This window comes from Devosia beringensis (assembly GCF_014926585.1).
GTDB classification, from domain to species: domain Bacteria; phylum Pseudomonadota; class Alphaproteobacteria; order Rhizobiales; family Devosiaceae; genus Devosia; species Devosia beringensis.
The window spans coordinates 3,327,614-3,347,333 of sequence record NZ_CP045422.1 but is presented as its reverse complement, the minus strand read 5'-3'; the positions used below and the strand labels follow the sequence as shown (position 1 = coordinate 3,347,333).

The 19,720-nt window shown below is 60.8% G+C and carries 19 protein-coding genes and 1 pseudogene; 8 read left to right on the top strand and 12 right to left on the bottom strand.

Annotated elements, in window-relative coordinates; genetic code table 11:
* Positions 1-66 precede the first annotated feature (66 nt).
* Positions 67-1,443 carry an aminotransferase family protein gene (locus GDR53_RS16315; protein WP_193335506.1) on the top strand — a complete coding sequence of 459 codons (1,377 nt, stop codon included), beginning with the start codon at positions 67-69 and terminating at the stop codon, positions 1,441-1,443.
* A 126-nt stretch (positions 1,444-1,569) separates the two neighbouring features.
* Positions 1,570-2,346, top strand: a complete 777-nt coding sequence (locus GDR53_RS16310) for a sulfite exporter TauE/SafE family protein (protein ID WP_210321346.1) — start codon at positions 1,570-1,572, stop codon at positions 2,344-2,346.
* Positions 2,347-2,439: 93 nt separating this feature from the next.
* Here the strand turns inward: GDR53_RS16310 and ehuA are convergent, their stop codons facing one another.
* From ehuA to ectA, 9 genes are all read right to left on the bottom strand, one after another.
* Positions 2,440-3,210: an ectoine/hydroxyectoine ABC transporter ATP-binding protein EhuA gene (gene ehuA, locus GDR53_RS16305; protein WP_193335505.1), complete on the bottom strand. Its 771-nt coding sequence runs from the start codon at positions 3,208-3,210 to the stop codon at positions 2,440-2,442.
* Positions 3,207-3,899 carry an ectoine/hydroxyectoine ABC transporter permease subunit EhuD gene (ehuD, locus tag GDR53_RS16300; protein WP_193335504.1) on the bottom strand — a complete coding sequence of 231 codons (693 nt, stop codon included), beginning with the start codon at positions 3,897-3,899 and terminating at the stop codon, positions 3,207-3,209. The genes ehuA and ehuD overlap by 4 nt, the downstream gene beginning before the upstream one ends.
* 3 nt (positions 3,900-3,902) lie before the next feature.
* Positions 3,903-4,574 carry an ectoine/hydroxyectoine ABC transporter permease subunit EhuC gene (ehuC, locus tag GDR53_RS16295; protein WP_193335503.1) on the bottom strand — a complete coding sequence of 224 codons (672 nt, stop codon included), beginning with the start codon at positions 4,572-4,574 and terminating at the stop codon, positions 3,903-3,905.
* An 85-nt stretch (positions 4,575-4,659) separates the two neighbouring features.
* The gene (gene ehuB / locus GDR53_RS16290) at positions 4,660-5,523 is read right to left on the bottom strand and encodes an ectoine/hydroxyectoine ABC transporter substrate-binding protein EhuB (protein WP_193335502.1); all 864 of its coding nucleotides are present in this window, start codon (positions 5,521-5,523) and stop codon (positions 4,660-4,662) included.
* A gap of 68 nt (positions 5,524-5,591) precedes the next feature.
* Entirely contained in the window at positions 5,592-7,049 is a 1,458-nt protein-coding gene (locus tag GDR53_RS16285; RefSeq protein WP_193335501.1) for an aspartate kinase, read from the bottom strand.
* Positions 7,050-7,118: 69 nt separating this feature from the next.
* On the bottom strand, positions 7,119-8,042 hold the full coding sequence (gene thpD / locus GDR53_RS16280; protein WP_332872356.1) for an ectoine hydroxylase: 924 nt from the start codon (positions 8,040-8,042) through the stop codon (positions 7,119-7,121).
* Between the two features lie 44 nt (positions 8,043-8,086).
* Positions 8,087-8,479, bottom strand: coding sequence for an ectoine synthase (locus GDR53_RS16275; RefSeq protein ID WP_193335499.1), 393 nt, complete (start codon positions 8,477-8,479; stop codon positions 8,087-8,089).
* A 13-nt stretch (positions 8,480-8,492) separates the two neighbouring features.
* Positions 8,493-9,782 (bottom strand): diaminobutyrate--2-oxoglutarate transaminase, encoded by a 1,290-nt coding sequence (ectB, locus tag GDR53_RS16270; protein ID WP_193335498.1) that lies wholly within the window; start codon positions 9,780-9,782, stop codon positions 8,493-8,495.
* 41 nt (positions 9,783-9,823) lie between these two features.
* Positions 9,824-10,384, bottom strand: a complete 561-nt coding sequence (gene ectA / locus GDR53_RS16265; protein ID WP_193335497.1) for a diaminobutyrate acetyltransferase — start codon at positions 10,382-10,384, stop codon at positions 9,824-9,826.
* 308 nt (positions 10,385-10,692) lie between these two features.
* On the opposite strand from ectA, the gene GDR53_RS16260 reads away from it, so the two are divergent.
* The 3 genes and pseudogenes from GDR53_RS16260 to GDR53_RS16250 form a co-directional block, all read left to right on the top strand.
* Entirely contained in the window at positions 10,693-11,139 is a 447-nt protein-coding gene (locus GDR53_RS16260; protein ID WP_193335496.1) for a MarR family winged helix-turn-helix transcriptional regulator, read from the top strand.
* 312 nt (positions 11,140-11,451) lie between these two features.
* Positions 11,452-11,850, top strand: coding sequence for a phage integrase N-terminal SAM-like domain-containing protein (locus tag GDR53_RS16255; RefSeq protein WP_193335495.1), 399 nt, complete (start codon positions 11,452-11,454; stop codon positions 11,848-11,850).
* A gap of 6 nt (positions 11,851-11,856) precedes the next feature.
* Positions 11,857-12,360 (top strand): annotated as a pseudogene (locus GDR53_RS16250) (transposase); the annotation flags it as partial.
* 992 nt (positions 12,361-13,352) lie between these two features.
* Here GDR53_RS16250 and GDR53_RS16245 read toward each other — a convergent pair.
* Complete coding sequence (locus GDR53_RS16245) at positions 13,353-13,517, bottom strand: hypothetical protein (RefSeq protein ID WP_193335494.1); 165 nt, start codon at positions 13,515-13,517, stop codon at positions 13,353-13,355.
* Positions 13,518-13,550: 33 nt separating this feature from the next.
* Here GDR53_RS16245 and GDR53_RS16240 point away from each other — a divergent pair.
* From GDR53_RS16240 to GDR53_RS16230, 3 genes are all read left to right on the top strand, one after another.
* Positions 13,551-14,650, top strand: a protein-coding gene (locus tag GDR53_RS16240) for an IS3 family transposase (RefSeq protein ID WP_193335493.1) whose coding sequence is annotated in 2 segments (ribosomal slippage) — positions 13,551-13,803 and positions 13,803-14,650 — 1,101 coding nt in all. Because the reading frame shifts where the segments join, the coding sequence is not laid out codon by codon here.
* A gap of 292 nt (positions 14,651-14,942) precedes the next feature.
* Positions 14,943-15,287: a hypothetical protein gene (locus GDR53_RS16235; RefSeq protein ID WP_193335492.1), complete on the top strand. Its 345-nt coding sequence runs from the start codon at positions 14,943-14,945 to the stop codon at positions 15,285-15,287.
* Between the two features lie 86 nt (positions 15,288-15,373).
* Positions 15,374-16,330, top strand: coding sequence for an endonuclease/exonuclease/phosphatase family protein (locus tag GDR53_RS16230; RefSeq protein ID WP_193335491.1), 957 nt, complete (start codon positions 15,374-15,376; stop codon positions 16,328-16,330).
* On the opposite strand, the gene GDR53_RS16225 is transcribed toward GDR53_RS16230, so the two are convergent.
* Positions 16,327-17,955: a GMC oxidoreductase gene (locus GDR53_RS16225; RefSeq protein WP_193335490.1), complete on the bottom strand. Its 1,629-nt coding sequence runs from the start codon at positions 17,953-17,955 to the stop codon at positions 16,327-16,329. The two genes, GDR53_RS16230 and GDR53_RS16225, sit on opposite strands and share 4 nt — an antisense overlap.
* A 632-nt stretch (positions 17,956-18,587) precedes the next feature.
* On the bottom strand, positions 18,588-19,697 hold the full coding sequence (locus GDR53_RS16220) for a glycosyltransferase family 4 protein (protein ID WP_193335489.1): 1,110 nt from the start codon (positions 19,695-19,697) through the stop codon (positions 18,588-18,590).
* Positions 19,698-19,720: the final 23 nt, after the last annotated feature.

The following is a 19,720-nucleotide window of genomic DNA, read 5'->3' as shown; positions in this document are numbered from 1 at the left end:
AGCGAGGCGTTTCAATATCCACCTGACCCACGCCGTCTCCTGACGTGCACACCGGAGAGTTCTGCCATGTCCGCCGCCCTGCAAACCAATGATCTCCGCCCCGTCATCGAGGCCGACCGCACCCATGTCTGGCACCATATGCTCCAGCACAAGCCGCTCGAGACCAGCGATCCGCGCATCATCGTCGAGGGCAAGGGACTGCGGGTCTGGGATGCCATGGGGCGCGAATATATCGATGCGCTATCCGGCGGCGTCTGGACGGTCAATGTCGGCTATGGCCGAACCTCGATTGCTGATGCTGTGCGCGACCAGCTGGTGCGCATGAACTATTTCGCTCAATCCGCCGGCTCCATTCCGGCGGCGCGCTTTGCCGAGGCGCTGCTCAAGAAAATGCCCGGCCTATCGCGGGTCTATTTCGGCAATTCGGGCTCGGAGGCCAATGAGAAGGTCTTCAAGATGGTGCGCCAGATCGCGCAGCGCCATCATGGCGGCCGCAAGTGGAAGATCCTTTATCGCGAGCGGGACTATCACGGCACCACCATCGCCACCCTGGCCGCGGGCGGACAGCCCGAGCGCGCGGCCATGTATGGCCCCTACCCTGATGGCTTTGTCATGGTGCCGCATTGCCTGGAATACCGGAAGCAGTGGGACGTCGAAAACTATGGCGAGCGCGCCGCCGACGCCATCGAGGAGGTGATCCTGCGCGAAGGGCCGGACAGTATCGGCCTGCTCTGCCTCGAGCCGATCACGGCGGGCGGCGGCGTCATCGTGCCGCCCAAGGGCTATTGGGAGCGCGTGCAGGCAATCTGCCGCAAGTATGACATCCTGCTGCATATCGACGAGGTGGTCTGCGGCCTGGGCCGCACCGGAAGCTGGTTTGGTTATCAGAATTTCGGCATCCAGCCCGATTTCGTCACCATGGCCAAGGGCGTCGCCTCGGGCTATGCCGCCATTTCCTGCACGGTGACTACCGAAGCGATCTTCGACCTGTTCAAGGATGCCGCCGATCCCATGGCGCATTTCCGGGATATCTCGACCTTTGGCGGCTGTGCCGGCGGGCCGGCCGCCGCGCTGGAAAACCTGCGCATCATCGAGGAAGAGGGCCTGCTGGAAAACTGCCTCGCCATGGGTGCCCGGCTCGAGCAGAACTTTCTGGCGCTGCAGGACAAGCACGCAGTGATTGGCGACGTACGCGGCATGGGCCTGTTTCGCGGCATGGAGCTGGTGAGCGACCGGCAGTCCAAGGAGCCGGTCAGCGAAAAGGCCATCGGCCAGGTGGTGGCCCAGGCCGCCGCGCGCGGCGTGCTGATCGGCGCCTCCAACCGCTCGGTGCCCGGGCTCAACAATGTCATTTGCCTGGCGCCTGCTTTGATTGCCACGGCGGCCGATATTGACGCGATCACCGCGGCCATCGACGAGGCGCTCACGGCCGTCTTCGGCTGACACTGGCGCGGGGCCTGCACCTGCCGTAAGACCGGGCCGCAGGCCGCCCACCACGATCGTGGCGGCCTGCTGCCGCCCAGGGCCTCTCCATGTCCGTCGCTGTCCGCTGAGCTACGAAAGAAACCGATGAGCCTGCTGCCCCTGGTCGACCTGCTCGAGCTCTCCTGGCTCTCGCTCATGCTATTTTGTCTCGCCGTGCTAGGTGCTGCCGTGCTGCGGGGCTTCTCGGGCTTCGGCTTTGCCCTGGCGGCCGTGCCGCTGGCCTCAATGATCGTCGCGCCGACCAAGGCAGTGGCCATTGCGGTGCTGCTGCAGACGACCGTCGGGCTGCGCGACGTGGCCAAGAGCCGCGGCGTGCTGGACTGGCCCGGCCTCAAGCGCCTGTCGCTCGGCGCGCTGATCGGCACGCCCATCGGACTCTTCGGTCTCGTCTATCTCGATGCCGGCCTGATCCGGCTGGCCATTGCGGCCATCGTGGTGGTCGGCGTGCTGCTGCTGCTGCCCAAGGCGCATCCGGACGCGCCGGTCCGGCTGGGACTGGCGGCGCCGACCGGGGTTCTGGCAGGCCTGTTCGGGGGGCTCGCCGCCATGCCCGGCCCACCGGTGGTCGCCTACTATCTCTCCGGATCCACCCCATCCAAGGTCATCCGCGCCACCATGATGGTGTTCTTCTTCTTCACCTCGCTGCTGGCGCTGCCGGGCTTGGCGCTGGGCGGCCTGATCGATGGGCAGACGCTGCTACTCTCATTGCTTGCCATCCCCCTTATGCTGGGCGGCACGGCGCTGGGCGGCGCCATTTTCGCGCGCGCACCGAACGCTGCCTACAAGCCCGTGGCCCTCGCCGTGCTGATTGTCATGGCGCTCAGCAGCGGCCTGCGCGGCCTGCTCGACGTCCTGGGTTGACGTCACCGACTGCCGTGTTTGGTCAAGGCAAGTCCGCACGGGTTGAGGCCAAGGGACTGGGCTTTATAGTCCCCTGGCGCCAATATGGTGTGGTCAGTCGAGCACGGCCTGCAGGAATTCGCGGGTGCGGGCTTCGTTGGGATCGGTGAACAACTGCTCGGGGGTACCCTCCTCACGGATCCGGCCCTGATCGAAAAAGCAGACCCGGTCGGAGATTTCCCGCGCAAAGCGCATTTCGTGCGTCACCAGCAGCATGGTCAGGTCATGCTCCTCGGCCAGGGCGGCGATGACGGTGAGCACTTCGCCGACCAGTTCGGGATCGAGCGCCGAGGTAGGCTCGTCAAACAGCAGGATATTGGGGCGCATGGCCAGCGCCCGGGCAATGCCGACGCGCTGCTGCTGGCCGCCCGAGAGCTGGTGCGGATATTTGTCGGCCTGATCGGCCAGGCCCACCATGTCGAGCAGTTCCTTGCCGCGGGTGCGGGCTTCCTGCTTCGACAGGCCCAAGACCCTGACCGGCGCCTCGGTGATATTGCGCAAAACGGTCATGTGCGGGAACAGGTTGAACTGCTGGAACACCATGCCGAGCTGGGCACGCATCTTGCGCAGATGCGCCTCGCTGGCCGGCTTTTGGCCGTCCGAACCCGGCTCGTGCCAGAGCGGTTCGCCGGCCACGGTCACCATGCCGCCCTCAATGCCCTCAAGCGTCATCAGGATACGCAACACGGTGGATTTGCCCGAGCCGGAGGGTCCGATGATGGAGACCTTTTCGCCGCGCTTGACCTCGAAGTCGAGTTCATTGAGCACAGTGAGATCGCCGAAGCGTTTGACGACCTTGTCGAATTTGATGATCGGATCGGTCATTTCAAGGGGATCCCCTGTTTGGGCAGCCAGGCATCGAGCAGGCGCACGCCTGTCGACGCGACCAGCGTCATGATGAGATAGAGGCCGCCGACCAGCGACAGCGGGATGAGATAGTTGAAGGTGCGGTCGCCGACGATCTTGGCGACGTTGAGCATTTCGAGCACCGTCACCACCGAGAGCACCGGCACGTCCTTCATGATCGAGACCAGGTAATTGCCCATGGCCGGGATGATGCGCGGCACCGCCTGGGGCACCACGATATGGGTAAAAGTGCGGGTGGCCGACAGGTTGAGGGCGCGCGCCGCCTCGTGCTGATCGCGCGATACCGCTTCGAGCCCAGCGCGATAGACCTCGGACGTATAGGCGCTGTACTGGATGCCCAAAGCCAAGGCCCCGGTCATGAAGGCGGGCAGGACGATGCCGTATTCGGGCAGCACGTAATAGAGAAAGAACAGTTGCACCAGCAGCGGCGTATCGCGGATGAACTCGGTGATCACCGTGGCCGGCCAGGCGATGAAACGCGACGGCGCGGCCTTGAGCACGGCCCAGACGAGGCCGAGCACCAGAGCGACGGCAAAGCCGAGCACGGCGGCCTGGATGGTGACCCACATGCCGACCAAGACGATGGGCAGCACGGAGATGGCAAAGGCCAGGGGACTGGAGAGATCCCATTCAAATCCAAACAGCATGGGTTAGCCTCCTACCGTGCGCCAGCGCGTGACGGCGTGTTCGAGCCAGCGCATGAGGGCGGTGAGCACCAGCGCCATGCCGAAATAGGTGAACAGCAGCATGGTATAGATGGTGGTGCTGTCCTGGGTGAAATTGCGGATCTGCTCGGCGCGGAAGGTCAGATCGCCCAGGCTGATCAGCGAGACCAGGGCGGTATCCTTGAGGTTCTGCACCGCCAGATTGCCGAAGGACGGCATCATTTCGGGTATGGCCTGGGGCAGTACGACGCGCCACAGGGTCTGGCGTGGGGTGAAGTTGAGCGCCCGTGCCGCCTCGTGCTGGTCGGTATGGACGGCCTGGATGGCGCCACGCACCACTTCGGCGCCATAGGCCCCAATATTGAGGCCCAGCGCCAGCACGCCGGCGAGCACCGGCGGCAAGCGCAGGTCGATGCCCATCGCCGTGCCGGCTATCGGCAGCGCGAAGTAGAGCCAGAACAGCTGGACCAGCAGCGAGGTGCCGCGGAACACCTCGATATAGCCTACCGAGACGGACTTGATGGCCCAGTTGTGCGACAGCTTGCCGATGCCGGCCGCAAAGGCCAGCACGGCGCCGAGTATGGTTGAGTAAAAGGTCAGCTGGATGGTGACCCAGGCGCCCTCCATCAGCGGCGTGATATAGTCAGTCCATTGCATGGTTGGTTTCCTGCCCGCAGGGGTTGCAACGCGCTTTGGGCGGGCGCCGCAGCACCCGCCCAAAACATCAGCGTTTTGGCACCGATCAGTCGGCGCAGAGCTCTTCGGTCGTGCGGTTGCTCGAACCATCGATATCGGACTGGGTAAAGCCGTAACCCGACAGGACCTCGCTCCACTCATCGGTCTGCTTGAACTCGGCCAGGGCCTCGTTTACCGCATCGCGCAGTTCCTCATTACCGCTGGCAAAGGTGAAGCCACCCCAGCTGCGCACTTCCTCGCCATCGATCACCGGATCGGTGAATTCGGCGGCAACCTCGACGCCGTCGCCCTGCTCGGCCAAACCGCTGGCGGTGAGGCTGGTGGCGGCATAGGCATCGGCGCGGCCGGTCGAAACGGTGGAAATGGCATCGGCATTGGAGGCAATGGTCACCAGATTGGCTTCCGAGACGCCCAGCTTCTGCATCATTTCCAGCTGGTCGGCGCCGGCCATGATGGCGACCTTGTAGTCGGGATTATCGGCAAAATCGCTATAGGCGTGGATGTCCTTGGGATTGCCCTCGGCCACCAGCAGGCCTTCGCCATAGGAAGAGTTGGGCTCGGAGAACAGGACCTGGCCGCAGCGATCGGGCAGGATCGCCATTTCGGCGGCGACCATGTCGAAGCGATCGGCGCGCAGGCCGGGAATGAGCGAGGAGAAATTAGTGGTCACCCACTCGATGTTCTCGACGCCAAGCTGTTCCATCAGCGCCTTGGCGACGTCGGGACCGGCGCCGAGCGCGGCGCCGGTGGGGTCGACATAGCCATAGGGAATTTCATTGGCCACCGCGATGCGGATAGTGCCCGATTCCTGGATCTCGGCGAGCGTGGCAGCGCTGACGGCCGTGCTGGCCAATGCGGAGACGGCAAGGGCCGACAGGCCGATCAGTGCAGTTGTTCCGAATTTCGTCATGGTGTTGCTCCTCTTTGATGGTGGGCGGGGTTACCGGCTGGAGCCCAGAAAAATCAGCCGGCATGGGATCAGGCGACGGCGTGCAGCGTCTGACGCTGTGCCGGGGCCCAGTTCTCGATCAGGCCCTTGTGCAGGGCCTTGATGGTGGCTTCGAAATCGGCCGGCTCGACCACGACCTGCAGATCGACCTTGCGGATCAGGTCATGCACGCCAAGCGGCTCGATGCCGGCAGCGGCCAGGGCCTGGATGGCCTGCAGCAGGACGGCGGTGCCGCCGAGGTCGCGGCCGATGGCCGAGACCAGGGATACTTTGCGAAGGCTGATTTCGGCATTGGGAAAGGCGGCGCTGAGATCGGCCTCGACGCGGCGGATGGCCTTCATCGACCCCTTGAGAAAATGGGTGATGGTATTGGCGTTGGAGGTCTTGGAGATGATCCAGACGCTGTGGCGCTTGAGCGCCTCGAGAATGCCGGCGTCATAACCCTTCACCCCGACCATGTCCTGATCGTAGAATTCAAAGGCAAAGACGTTGCGCAGGCCGGTGACGATCTCGACCTGGGGAGCGCGGGCATGCAGATCCGAGCGGATCAGCGTGCCGTCATGGTTTGGCTCGAAGGCGTTCTTGACGCGCAGCGGGATGCCGGCCTGGCGCAGGCTCTTGGCGGCGCGCGGATGGATGGCCTCCATGCCCATATTGGAGAGCTGGTCGGCCACGTCGTAATTGGTTTCGCCGATGACCCGCACCACGTCTTCGCCGACCACGCGCGGATCGGACGAGGAGAGGTGAAACTCCTTGTGGATGATGGCCTCGCTGGCGCCGGTGACCACGGCGACGCGCGACAGGGTCACCTCGCTATAGCCGCGATCATAGGTGCCCATCAGCACTTCGCTGCACTGGGCATAGCCGGTGACAATGGGCAGTTCGCAACTGAGGTCGATATCGGCAAAGGCGCGGGCAATGGCCTCGTCGAGGCCGCGCTGGCCATCTTCGCGCCAGCCGGTCAGATCGACGAAGCGCGCATTGACGCCGGCCATGGTGAGCAGCATGGCGGTGTTGAAGGCCGACTGGGCTTCGCCCAGCGAGGCCAGCATTTCGCGCACCGTCAGCAGGTGCTGCTGCAACTGGAAATGGCCGAAGGAGCAGAGCCGCGACAGATCGATGAGGCAGGAGCGCACGCCTTCGACGCGCTCCTGGGCAAAGCGGTTGGCCGTCTGGCGGGCGCCTTCATCGGCAAAGATGGTGGCATTTTGCGCATACATGCGATCGGCCACGGCATTGAGCGCATCGCCCCAGGTCCAGCCGCCCTCGGCGCTGGAAAACAGGCCATAGACGCCCGGCTCGCCGGATTTCTTGTGCTCGAGCAGGCTGTCGGTCATGCCGGCATAGGCCGACACGACAAAGATGCGGTTATAGAGCGCCGCGCCGCTACGCGGGCCGATGAGGACCGTATCGAGCAGTTCTGCCGTGCGCGACATTGAGGTGCCGCCGATTTTTTCGACCGTATGGCCGGTGGACTGTTCAGTCATGTCGTCTCCGACGCGATGCTGGCTGGGCCAGCACCGCGATGCCTTGAGTGCAGAATGAGAACGGCTGGCCTAGGCCAGCTTGCCGCTCTCGATCTGGATCGGGGCTTGCGGATCGCGCGAACTCAGAAAAGCCGGACGCGGCGCCTTGGCGGCAAAGGGCGTCACCACCCTGTTGGACCAGGCATTGTAGACGAAGAAGGCGTTCGAGCGCGGAAACGGGGTGATATTGCCGTTCGAGCCGTGAATGGTGTTGCAGTCGAACAGGATCACCGTGCCGGCGCGGCCGGCGGCATAGTCAACACCGAATTTTTCCGCCAGCTTGGACAGGCTGTCCTGCGAGGGCACACCGATTTCCTGCTTCTTGAGCGAGGATTTGTGATTGTCCTCCGGCGTCTCGCCGGCACAGGAAACAAAGGTCTGGTGCGAGCCGGGCATCAGCATCAGCGGGCCATTGAGCGCGTCATTGTCGGTCAGCAGCACCGAGGCGGAAATGGCGCGCATGCGCGGCATGCCGTCTTCGGCGTGCCAAGTTTCGAAATCGGAATGCCAGTAGAATTCCTTGCCGGTAAAGCCCGGCTTGTAGTTCAGGCGCGACTGATGGAGATAGACATCATCGCCCAGCAGATAGCTGACGCGGCCGGCCACGCGCTTGTCGCGCGCCAAGCGATCGAACAGCGCATTCTGTTCGTCGAGGCGGAACACGGTGCGCACTTCGCTCGAATTGGGCTCGGTGATGATGTTTTCCGGCGCCAGCTTGGCTTCGCCCGAGCGCATGCGCGTGGATTCCGCCTGCAGCGCTTCGACCTCGCTGGCGGAAAAGACGCCCTTGAGCACGAGATAGCCGTTCTTCTCGAAGGACTGGGTCTCGGCACGGGTGAGCGGGGCTTCAGGGCTCCACTTGCCCCAGACGGTGGGGTCCTTGCGCTCGAGCCACTGTTCCTGTGGCAAGCGGGTGGGATAATCGTCCTGATGGGTGGCTTTGGTGGCGGGCATTGTCATGTCTTGACCTTTCGTTTTTGAGACGGGAAAGGACGCGACTAAGCGTCTTCGGTCACGGGCGCGTAGGAGCCATCTTCGCGATGGACTTCGGTGCCGGTGACGGGCGGGTTGAAACAGCAGGCCATGACCAGCTCGGATTTGGCGGTCAGGCGGTGCTGGTCGTGCTGGTCGAGGGCGTACATCACGCCGGGGCGGATCTGGTGCACCGTGCCGGTGGCGAGATCTTCGATACTGCCCTCGCCGGAGACGCAGTAGACGCTCTCGAAATGGTGCTTGTAGTGAAAGACGTGACTGGTGTTTTCGTGGATGCGGGTGATGTGGAAGCTGAAGCCCATATCATCGCCGGCCAGCAGCAGGCGCGTACTGTCCCAGCCATCGGCTTTGACGAGGCGGTCGCCGGTGCGGGCGGTTTGCAGATCTCTGACGATCATGGTGATTTCCTTACTATTCGGCAGCAGCGCGGTGGCTGCCCATAACCGCCTCGAAGGCGGTTTCGAGCGTATCCAGACCCGCGGCGAGCTGCGCCTTGGAGATGGTGAGGGGGGCGAGAATCTTGACGATTTCGTCAAAGCTGCCCGAGGTTTCGATGATCAGGCCATTGGCAAAGCAGGATTTGCAGATGGCGGCGGCATGTTCGGTGCTGCCGGCATTGACGCCGATCATCATGCCGCGGCCCTTGACCGAGAGGTCATGGGCTTCGGCGATGGCGCTCAGGCGATCGGCCAGGTAGTCGGCCTTGGCGGCGACTTCGGTGGCGAAGCTGTCATCGGCCCAGAATTTCTCGATGGCGGCGGCGGCGGTGATGAAGGCGTGGTTATTGCCGCGGAAGGTGCCGTTATGCTCGGCCGGCTTCCAGATATCGTGCTGCGGCTTGATCAGCGTCACCGCCAAAGGCAGGCCCATGCCTGACAGCGACTTGGCCATGGTGATCAGGTCGGGCGACAGGCCCATGCCGTCGAACGAGAAGAAACCGCCGGTACGGCCGCAACCAGCCTGGATGTCATCGATGATGAACAGCGCGCCATGCTTGCGGGCGATCTTTTCGATCTGCTGCAGCCACGGTTTGGACGCCGCGTTGAGGCCGCCCTCGCCCTGCACCGTCTCGACGATGATGGCGGCGGGCGCGTCAACGCCGCTCGAGGGATCGGAGAGCTGGCGCTCGAGCAGGTCGGCGGTGTTGATGTCGGGACCATAATAGCCGTCAAATGCGGCGCGGGTCACGCCCGATAGCGGGGTGGCGGCGCCGTTGCGGTGCTTGCCATTTCCGGTGGCGGCCAGGGCGCCCAGCGTCACGCCATGAAAGCCATTGGTGAAGGAGATGACATTGGTGCGGCCGGTAACCTTGCGGGCCAGCTTGAGCGCGGCTTCCACGGCATTGGCGCCGGTGGGGCCGGTAAACTGGACGCGATAATCCATGTGGCGCGGCTTGAGGATGTGCTGCTCGAAGGCGGCCAGAAAATGTTCCTTGGCATGGGTGAACATGTCGAGGCCATGGGCGATGCCGTCGGCCGAGACATAGTCGATCAGTGCTGCCTTGAGGTCGGGATCGTTGTGGCCGTAGTTGAGCGTCGAGCAGCCGGCGAGGAAATCGGTATAGGCGCGGCCATTGGTGTCGTAGATCGTGGCGCCGACCGCCTTGTTGAACATCTTGGGGAAGCTGCGCGAATAGGAGCGCACGCGGCTTTCGACACGATCAAAGGTGGCCAGGGGTGAAATGGTTTTGGTCAAGGTCATGAGACGCGTCTCCTGAGACGAAATTATCGGAAATAGCGGGTTTAGGCGGCCAGGGCAGCCAGGTGGCGCCGATCGAACGGCCCGATGGAGACGGCCAGTTCGCTGTCATGGCTGCCGTCGAAATGCACGGCGCGGGTAAAATGCTCTTCCTGCGCCAGCTCTGCCTTGAGCGCCTGGGCAATCGAGCCGAACAGCGCCCAGGAAGGCGCATTGTCCGCCGTGATGGTGCAGGCAATGCGCTCAATGGATTGGGCGCCAGGGCGCGCCAGCACATTCCCGATCATCCGCCGCGCCAGTCCTTGGCCGCGCGCCGCCTCCGCCACGCAGACCTGCCAGACGAACAGCGTATCGGCCTGCTCGGGTGGGACATAGCCGGACAGCCAGCCCACGACGGCGCCGTCGCCTTCGGCAAGGGCGCAGGTGGCGGCGAAATGGCTGCACTGCAGCAGGTTGCAATAGAGCGAGTTCTTGTCCAGCGACGGCGTTGCCGCGATCAGTTTCCAGACGGCAGGTCCATCCGCCGCGATGGGCATGCGGATGTCGGATTGCGCCTCGCGCCGCAACGATGCGGCGTCCGAAAGAACGGTAGTGCCATAAATCATGGGCGGAAATTTAGTCATATCAAACTAATTGTCAACCCGCGCATTGTGGCAAGTCACTCAATTCCACCTCCATACTGGCCACCCTATCCCACAAAAGCGCCGGATTGGTGTTGATTCAGGCAGCTTCCCACGTCCCAAAAAAGCCGCGATTCCGACAATTATCAAAATATAATTAGACGACGCAAACTAAACTATGCGTCGTGAGTCTGCGGTTTATGCTTGGGAAGAGCCACGGTCGCGGCTAAGATCACTCGATGATCGACACGGGTGCCGAGTTGGAAGACCGAACGAAACGCGTTTTGACTGCCATGCGCAAAATCCTGCGCACCACCGAACTCAACAGCAAGCAGGTGCTGCGCGAGACCGGCCTGACACCGTCGCAGCTGATCTTCATGCAGATGTTGGCTGATGAGCAGGAACAGACGGCCGGGCACGTCGCTGCGCGCATGGGGATAACCCAGGCGACCACGACGGCGCTGCTGCAAAAGCTCGAAACCATGGGCATGGTGCAGCGCCGCAAGGGGGAACAGGACCGACGCCAGGTCTGGCTCTCGCTGACCCCGGAAGGGCGCAAGGCACTTGCCATTGCACCCGACGGGGCGCATGCGCAGTTTCACAGCGAGTTCATGGCCCTGCAGGATTGGGAACAGGCCATGCTGATCGCCTCGCTTGAACGCGTCGCCGCCATGCTGGGCAATCACGATGAGGGCGTGGCTGCGGTGCTAGATTGCGTGGACGTACTGTCGGAGCGGTGACGATTAGCCTGCCAGGCTGCGACCGATGTCATGGTTGTGCTGGTGTCTTGGGCATGCGGCCCACCTCTCAACCCAATATGTCGGATGGACCGCTTTGCTTTGGGTCGGGAGGGCCGCTGTCCACATTGCTACCGGCACCTACCGTGCCGGTCGGCCTCTCTGCCGCGCTGTCTCAATAGGGGTGGAAGAACGAACCCGCTGACGCGGGAGGGCGGCGGCTGTGGGATGGTGGCGGGCCCTGATGCCCTGGTCTAATAGAGCATCCCCGCGATCAGGCGTCCGTTCGGCTCCTTCATTTCCAAGAGCCCGACGATGTCCACGATCCTTCCCAACACCTCTGTCAGTCCACTGCGCCAGAAGCTGATCGACGATATGACCATGCGGCATTTCTCGGTGGCGACCCAGCGCAACTACATCCGCGATGTAGGGTGCTTTGCCAGTTTCCTGCGACGTCCGCCCGATACCGCGACCTCCCAGGATGTTGGCCAGTTCCAGCTAGCCCAGAGCGAGGCCAGCGTTCCGGTGCCAACCATGAACTGCGTGGTCTCGGCGCCGCAGTTTTTCTTCGCCAGTACCCTCGACCGACCTGATCTGGCGCGCAAGCTGGTGCGGGTGAAGCACCCCCGGCACCTGCCGGTGGTGTTGAGCCGCGACGAGGTCGCGCGTCTGCGCAACACGACCACCAGCCTAAAGCATCAGGCGGCGCTGTAGGTTGAGGGCATCAAGGCTGCCGTCACAAAGGTGCTGTGCGCTACTTTGCAGCGCTAACGAGTCCACTTCATGCGCAGTGTGCTTGCTCATGTCGGAAAAAGCTGCCGCCGGGTGGCCCGCGCCTTCATCGCCGCGGCCTTCGCTCAGGAGACTCCGGAGGCTGCCAGCACCCAGTGGCGGGCCGTCGCCCATCAGATTCGCCCCCGGGTGCCCAAGCTCGCCAACATCATGAACGGACCCGAGCACGATGTTCTGGCCAATATCCCAAGGAGCATCCAACCAAGCTGCACAGCAACAACCCGATCGAGCGCGTCAACGGCGAGGTAACGCGTCAGACCGAGGTCGTTGGCATCTTCCCAAACGAGGAGGCCATCGTCCGGCTGGTGGGGCCGTCTTGCTCGAGCAGACCGATGAGTGCGCCGTTCAGCGCGCCAGATTCTCGACACTTGAATCCGTCGTCCCGTTGAGCGATGTCCCCTCGTCAGCCTGCCGGCAGTCCCCGCACGCTGATCAGCCCGGCCAAGCCAGAAATGCGTGGAGGCCAGGCCTCATTTACACCACGCCACGGGGCACAATCTCTTAAGAGGCGCATGCTCGATGTAGGACGCACAAAATGTCAGGCTAGCGCCAACCAGATCAGCCGACCTAGCCCAATGAACAGCAGCCAAGCGGCCACTGCGAGAACGATGATCGTGTAGATGCGAGGCATAGCGCGTCTTTTCCGCAGCCAGAATTGCAGATAGCTGCATATCAGAATGCCTTTCCAATTCGGTAAGAATGCGGCTTGTGCAGGATACCGAGATCTGAATTCGCTTGCTACGCGGTAACGTTAACAACACACGCTAGCTGGCTCACTTCAAGCGCCGATGCTACCTAAAACCTGAGCCTGGCGAATGCCTGGAACGCCCACGAGATCGCTGCTGTGTGCCGTGATCTCGGTTTCCAGAATAGCATTCGAGGCTCAATCATGAATATTCGTTTCTTGCAGATCGCCGCTATGTGGGTCTTCTTGGCGCCGCTGATCATCATTCTCGGAACAGTTGATGCTGTCTCCAGCGGACGGAGCCGCAGCTGGCCCTAAGCCAATAACGACCAAAAAAGCCAGCCTAATGCCAAGACCAGCGCCCAGGCCGCAATAGCCAGGATGATAATAGCTGCAAGCCGCCTGCGCTTCAGCCAATCAACGGCAGCAGGCGGGTATCCCGCTGCCAGAAGCAGTTGGTATATTCGGTCCACGCGTTGCCTCATAATGGGTTGCTGGGTTTAGTAGGGCGAATTCGTTGCAGAGCAGTGTTGGATGTGTCTAAAATTGCTACTGGTAGGGACAGTGTGAGTCTGTTTGTCAGGTACGCAAATGGGGTCGAACGTTTCACCTAAGTCGATCAGGTCATTCAGATTGGTGTGGCTTGCATGGGCTCCACCCATTTTTGGCCTGACGGGACTTGTCAGCGTGGGGACTGCCGGCGGGCCGAGGGGATCATCGCTCAACGGAGCAAGGGATTTCAGTGGACTGCGGCTATCACCGCACGCACCACCTCAATCAACTCGACCCTGAACGCAAATATGTTGCGCCTGGCGGCGACCGAGTAGAAAACCCCGTTGCCAGGCAAGCCCATGACCTGACCTGCCTCCAACAAATTTGACCATTCTGAGCTGGAATTTTCCATTTATGATCCCCTGGCCGGGAAGTGGAGAGTTCGATGAGAAAATCGCAGTTCACCGAAGCGCAGATCGCCTTTGTGTTGAAGCAGGCTGAGGATGGCACGCCAGTGGCGGAGGTCTGTCGCAAGGCTGGGGTGGCGGAGGCAACCTTTTACAACTGGCGCAAACGCTATGCCGGGCTGATGCCTTCGGAGGTCAAGCGCCTGCGCCAGCTCGAGGAGGAGAACAGCAAGCTCAAGCGCATCGTCGCGGACCTGTCGCTGGATAAGGCCATGCTGCAGGATGTGCTGTCAAAAAAGCTCTGAGGCCTGCCCGCAAGCGGTCCCTTGTCGATGAGGTGCGGCAGGCCTGGAATGTCTCGATCCGCAAGGCTTGTAGTGCGCTCAGCGTTGACAGGTCGCTTTACCATTACAAGGGCAAGCGCAGCGAGCAGGCCGATCTGAAGCTGCGCATTAAGCAGATCTGCGAGACCCGCGTCCGCTATGGGTATCGGCGGGTGCACGTGCTGCTGCGGCGGGAGGGCTGGGACGTGAACCCCAAAAGAATCTATCGTCTGTACAAGGAGATGGGTCTGCAGTTGCGGAACAAGGTGCCCAAGCGACGGGTTAAAGCCAAGCTCCGCGACGACCGGACCATAGCAACAATGACCAACCAGATCTGGGCCATGGACTTCGTTCACGACCAGCTGGCGACGGGGCGAAAGCTGCGCATCCTGACAATCGTGGATACCTTCTCGCGGTTCTCGCCGGCGACTGATCCTCGGTTCAGCTATCGCGGTGAGGACGTAGTTCTGGCTTTGGAAAGGATCTGCCGCGAGGTTGGCTATCCCCAATCGATACGGGTCGATCAGGGCTCCGAGTTCATCTCGCGTGACCTCGACTTATGGGCCTACCAAAAGGGCGTCGTGCTCGACTTCAGCCGGCCGGGCAAGCCCACTGACAATGCCTTTATCGAGTCCTTCAACGGCAAATTCCGAGCTGAGTGCCTGAACGCCCACTGGTTCCTCAGCCTTGACGACGCCCGGATGAAGATGGAGGAATGGCGTAGAGACTACAACGAGGTCCGCCCACATAGCGCTATCGGGAACAAACCCCCGATATCGCTGATGAACGCTTCGGGGTCATACGGCCGCCCCTGAGCGTCTACCACCGGAAAATCCCCAGCCGGGTGGTCCAAGATCGCGGAGCAGCTCACGCACAGAGACGCTAGGATTGGGTTGACCAATCCGTCTAGGGAACGCCGTGGTGTGCGAAGAATATTAACTTGGAAATCAGCAAGAACTGAGATCATGGAAGTGTGAGCGTCGGTGGGCTGTCTGTCGAAACCAGCAAGTTTTGGTTCTCCACTCCCCGCCCAACGTCCAAGCACCATGCTCACGTTTGCCTGGTGCTGGTGCATTTAGAGTACTTAGTGTGAAGAGGGGAGAGGCGATGCCTGTACACGCTACTGGATGGCGCATTGCCACCGTCCTGCTGATCTTTGCGTTGGCCTGGGGTGCGCTCAATCCAGCCCATGTACCACCGCAGGTATTTGTGCTGGGATCGCATTTCCTGCTCGGATTTGTCTGCACGGCAGCTTTTCCGAAACGCGCGTGGATCGGTATCCTCGTGGCCATTGTGGTTGCGATCGGCCTTGAGCTCACACAGTCTGTGGTTCCGTTCCGTGATGTCAGGGGCATCGAAGTCCTCGGGAAATGGGTCGCCACGCTTGTGGGGGTGGCGCTTGAGCTCTGCCTGATGTTGCTCCGCCAATCTCGGGACCGTCGTGAGAAATAGCGCCAAGGTCGACACCACCACTTGAACGAACGCAACTGCCGCTTCGCCGATTGCCAAAACGCCCCTCCCTTTTGCGAACAACAGCTTTGAAGAACGATCCGATTATGCAGATAACTGAGTTTCGTGGGCTACTGACAGGCCTGGCTGTCGTCGCAATAGCCGGGTTGTTACTAATCAGCTTCCAAATCCCCATTCCGGGTATTTCCATCCTACAAACACTACGCTTTCACATAGCGCTGGCCATTCTTGCACTGCCACCTGTATTGTACATGAGCGGCGCCCGCCTTCGCGCGATGCTTTTGGCGGGCCTGACCTTCCTTAGCATCGCAGAGGGAGTTTTGGATATCTACTACCAACAGAAGGCACGCTGGACAGTCGATGGTGTCTTCGATCCCAATCCGGTCAAGATCCTCAGCTTCAACGTGCTTGCCGACAATCCGCAAGGCGAACAGGTTGTCGATGATATCATAGCCACCCTCCCCGACATTGCCGTCATAATGGAGACACCGGGTATCAGTGCGTCACTTGACAGGCTCGCGACCGTTTTTCCCTACAGGGCCGGATGCAACGATGCCTCAACTTGCGATTTGTCCATCGTGTCCCGGACACCGCTGGAAAGTGTGCGAGTACAGAACCTGGAATTTGAACGAGAACGACTTATCACCGTCAAAACGACGATCAACGGAAAGAGCATAACCGTCGTTGGAGTTCATCTTTCCAAACCCTATTTCGACACGGCGGCCTGGGCGGAAATGTGGAAGATTACCCATACTTTGCGCGGGTTGAGCGGCCCGGTCGTCTTGGCGGGAGACTTTAACGCGGCCGCCTGGTCACCAGACGTACGTTGGTTCGTTGAGCGGTCGGGCTTGGTACCACCACCGTTCTACCCAGCAACCTGGCCGATAGAGGCAGGCGCGCTTGGGGTACCCATCGACAATATGTTTACCCAAGGGGGCGCGCTGATCCAAACGATCAAGGCGATGCCGGACCCCATTGGATCCAACCATCGAGGACTGTTGGCTGAGGTCGGCCTTCCTGGCTAAGCACCGGCCATCTTCGCCTCACCCCGAACCAACACATTGTCCGCCAGGTTGGCTTGCAGATGGTCAGCGAGCCGCAAGGCTAGAACCACAAGTGTAATGGTTGGCGAGTCACTTCCAACCGTCGGGAAGACCGAGCTACCTGCAATAAACAGGTTGTTTATCCCGTGCACCTGACAGTCAGCATTGACGACGCCCTTGTTTGGATCTTCACTCATGCGCGTCGTGCCCATGTGGTGCCAGCACCCCATGACGTCATCGGGCCAAGAGATGGCGCCCGCTTTCGTGCTCCCCTGGGTTTCGATCACCCCTGCTTTAGAGAGCCCCTCCAGGACGAGGCTGGTCTGACGTGCGTAGTTATCACGGTCCTGCTCCGTCAACCGCCAATCGACAACAACCTGCGGCAAGTCTAGCGCGTCGCGCTGTTGAGACAGGCTGACTTTGCTGTCTCGATTGGGAATTGGCTCGAAAACGGTTTCAAGGGAGTATTCCTGCCGCGCCCTTACCGAGTTGAAACGCACGTCCGCGATTGTCATCGCGGTGGTCGGCGCGTTTATTAGTAGCGTCGGCAACTGTCGCAGGACGTCGCGCAACACCCGCGATCGCGGATAGCCAAAGTGGGTTCGACCGGATAACGCCCGTTGCATCTCCTTCAGCGCGAAGAAGGACTTCGTAAGGTCATTGCTGTGTCGCGCGACTAGGTAGGTCCGCGAGTTCGACAATTTATGCGCTCGCTGAACGTCGAAGGTCGGCGCCACGTGCACTTCGATGTCGCGGCTAACATGGCCGCGCCCAGTATGGATGCGATGCAATGTGGCGTCATAGAGAGCCCTGTAACGATCGGCGTCGGCCACTCGGAGCAAGTGCGATTTGATCCGTGGGTGGTCCATGTAATAGCGCCCGACAACGTCGCGCCCGTTGCCTAGCCCAACCGACTGAACCTGGTTAGACATCAGCAACAACCGCGGGTTCTCGATGCCGCCAGAAGCCAAGGTGAAATACTTCCCCGATACGGTAAATCGCTTGCCGTTCAGCGTCGCGACCTTGATCGAGTCGACGGTTGAGGCTGTCTCGTCAGTTACAATTTGTGTGGCGTTGGCAAACAGAAATACCCGCAGATTTGGCAATGCACTCAGTCGATCCCGATATTGCGCACCAAACCGCGTGGGGGGACTGAGTTGGCTGAGAACATTCTGCAAACCGGTCTTCTCGATAGGCAACAGCGCCGCGTCGCGTTTTGCAATTTCCTCTACCCATTCGTCCAGCCTGTAGCCGACAGCGGCAAGCTGCAGCCATTCCTGGCTACGCAAGTAGTATGGTGCAAGCATGGCTTTGGACATGGGCCAACCACTATTGGGTATCCAGTCACGATACTCAAAGTCGATTTCATCCAGCGGCCTGCACCATCCGCCCCAGCAATTGGTGCTCCCGCCCAAGTAACGACTGCGAGTTTCGTCGGGCTCTTCTCTTACCAGGCCGCGATTTTCGCCGCCATAGAGCCGTTGGGTCAGCGGATCTGGAGTGAGTCCCCCCCCTTCCAGCAGCACGACGTTGGTGCCGCGCTCTGCCAAAGTCAGCGCCAGGGTAATGCCCGCAGCACCGCCTCCAACGATACAGACATCCGTCAAGATGTGCTGCCCCTGATCGATTCGTCTTGAGTCAACTATCATAAGGTTGCCCAACCGCTCGCAGTTAGGGTACGCCGGATATACCCAACAAGACCAGTATAACCTTCATTTCGACCCAGGTACATTGCATTGGTAGGTCTTGGAAGTAGTCTTTTCATGCATATTGAAACGCATGATTACGCTTTGGCGCGTGTCACTTAACATAGCTTCCAGACATTTCCGCCTCGGCCGGGCACCACCGATAAGGTGGCAAGTGTACCATCGCTCGATAAGGTGCCGATTCCAACGTGATGCCAACCGGAGTCGCCTGTTATTTAGTGCCAAAGTCTTTGGCTTGTCGCACATATCCGTGGTCTTGCCGCCACGTCCGCCGACCTTAACCTGCGCATTTTCGGGCCCCACTGAACATATAGACTGACCAACGATCTTGCCGGCACCGTTTTCACGGTCGTTCAGCAGTACAATACGCCCCTCCGTCGCGTAACGGGAACTTGGGCAAGAGCAAGCGCGTAATGCTGCGGGACTGACAAAGATTGGAAGAGCGCTCCAACTGGTTCCGGACCATCTCACTCTGGTCATCTCCACCAAGTACGGTACACGGCACTTCTCAGGCTGTCTCTTTGGCCCTGGTCCTACTGAATTACGGATTTAATCGCCGGGCTGACGTTGACGTAGAACTCCATGGTTTTGCGGGCGATGGCGGTCCAATCAAAGTCTGCCAGCAACGAAGACCAGTCCCTGCCTACATGGGCATAGCTGTCGTTCAACAGCGCTGCTTCAAGCTTGCAACGAAGATCCTCGATATCCCCCACTTTGTGATAGCATTCGATCGGCAGACCAATATCCAGGTTCGGCGCTATGTCGCTGGCAACGACGTTGCGATGGAAGGCCATGGCCTCAAGCAAGGCAATGGGAAGGCCCTCATGCGTCGACGGCAAGGCAAATACCCCGGCATGACTGAACATCTGCTGCAGCGCCGTCCCGGTTAATAGCCCTGTCATGATGACATTTGGCACTGCGCTTGCATGTTCCTGAACGGATCTGGAATATGGGGTTTCGTAGTCAGCACCGCCGACAATTGCCAGTCGCAGGTCCGGTCGCTGCAGACCGTCAAACGCGGCGATCAGGTCAAGGTGCCGCTTCTCCGGCACGAGCCGACTTACCGTCAGCACATACTCGCCGGGCAGGAGGCCAAATCGTGCCAATTGATCTGTATCGGGAACCGGCTGCATCGGCCGAACGCCATTTGGTACATAGGCAAACGGGCTATCAAACTTGCTTTGTAGTCGTTTCGCCAGGCTACGGGATACGCAAAGGCGCGCATTGGCGAAACGAGCTTGGCAATATTCGCCGAGCCGAAGTGCGGCAGAGGCCACCAGACCCCATTTTTCACGATTGTAATCCTCACCATGGTGCGTCGTGACTACCTTGAGGCCCGCAAGTCTCAGCAGCGGCACCATCAAGCTGGGCCCGATGGCATGCACATGCACAATCCTCGGACGCACGATGATGGCATAGAGACTGGCCAGCAGGCTATGAACCACTGCCTCCAGATACTCGCCACGGGGGGACCAAATGGGTACAAATCTGGTAGCCCGCCCGCGAACCCAGGGCTCACTGCCATAACTTGATCGGATGACTACCAGGACAGAAAGACCAAGCTCATCGAGCTCACGTACGAGGTTGTCAACATGGTTTTCAACACCACCCTGCCCGCTGCCAACGGTCCGCAATCCGAACATCAAAACATCAGTTTTGCGTCGGT